Here is a 1449-nt window from a genome sequence, read left to right as displayed (position 1 = left end):
TACCAAAAGACTTTATCCAGTGGTGAAGTAATAACTGTTAGAGCTCATGTGAGAAGCAACAGAAAAGACTCCGCTGGTAGTAAGTAAGAAAAAAGGCTAGAGAAATCTAGCCTTTTTTTATTCATTCATTCAACTTGCTTTCTTTTCATCGGACGGCGGTGAATCATTAGCACCAGAAACATTACGTAAAAGTTCCAAAACACCTGACTCACCAAACTCTTTGTATAGCCTAATCATTTCCTTCTGAGCATTGGAGCGCTTCTGGCTATTCAGGTTACGTTCGCACTCTTTCATCATCTTTTCAGGTTCAGACTTCAGTCTTGCAAGATCGCTCTCGTCAAGATAGAAAGCAACCTGTTTTACTGCACCACCAACATCAGCCTTAGTCGATATCGTTCTAGCGGTGACTGGAAGATATTTTTGTTTAAGAGAATGAGCCACAGCTGACGCACGGTTAACACACAGATCGGCCATAATGTTATAGCCGGAAGTGGTTACCACGTTACCATCACAGAGAGCTGCAAAAGTACACAAACTGGTTTTATTTAATTTCTTGATTAACTCCAGCATCACTTCGTTGCCAGCGAAGTGATTATGAAGATTATGACTAGCAATTTCAGGAGGATACAAATCGGTTACTTTTTGCATTTATAGCACCTGTTTACAGAGAATAAATAACAGGTGACGGTGTCCGTATGAGCCTTCGCGCATCAAAAACTGTGAAAAATACCTGGCAAGTCGGTACCAAGTTACTACATAATGCAGCACCACTTGACAAACGCCCTAATCGGGCGTTTGTTGATCAGGTAGATTCAGTTTTCACGAACCGAGTCACCGGCAGCTATCAGAATCCTTAGTTTCTCAGGCCGAAGATCTGATAGCTGCCTCGTTTTTCACTGACAACCTCACGATCATCAGAATTTCTTATTCTACCCTATTCCATAAGCACACACATAGCTTTTTTACTGATCTCTCGCGATTGATTTACAAGGGAATTACCAGTCTGGCAGATGAAATTAGCAACAGTACTGTCAGCGTAGAACTCATGTTTAAACATACAGCAAAAAGTTGACAAAAAAATCTCAGCTAATTTCACAATTTACCATAACATCCGTTTCCCGCACCGCCTCAGACGCCCTATGTGCGCTTGAACAACCAAAGCAGTAAAACCCCCTCACTTCTCCGCAAAAAAAGCCCGCAAAATGGCGTACAGGCCGTTTGGCGGCATGAATGATTATGCAACCCAGCACGCAGAGACCAGGTTCAGAGAGAAACGCGACCGAATCGCGTGTTTTTGCCGTTCTGCCAATGTGAGAAACGGTGAACGGGCGGGCAATTTATTGCGCGGCCGTGAAGCGTTGGCCAAGCCGGCGGCGCGGCAGTGGGGATCAACGGCGCCAGCGCTGCCACCACCGTTTGACGATCGCCGGCTCCGCCGGGGTAGGATGG

1 protein-coding gene is annotated in these 1449 nt (G+C 45.2%); it reads right to left on the bottom strand.

All coding sequences use genetic code 11. The annotated features are described in order from the left end of the window. Positions 1–129 precede the first annotated feature (129 nt). Positions 130–648, bottom strand: a complete 519-nt coding sequence (locus tag HMPREF3138_RS24480) for a hypothetical protein (protein WP_038873321.1) — start codon at positions 646–648, stop codon at positions 130–132. Positions 649–1449 lie beyond the last annotated feature (801 nt).

The organism is Serratia sp. HMSC15F11, from assembly GCF_001808215.1.
GTDB classification, from domain to species: Bacteria; Pseudomonadota; Gammaproteobacteria; order Enterobacterales; family Enterobacteriaceae; genus Serratia; species Serratia nevei.
This window is presented reverse-complemented; position numbering and strand designations above follow the sequence as displayed.

Bases quoted from the DNA above. Each gene is read 5' to 3' on its own strand.
- HMPREF3138_RS24480 (WP_038873321.1), bottom strand. From the start codon at position 648: ATGCAAAAAGTAACCGATTTGTATCCTCCTGAAATTGCTAGTCATAAT.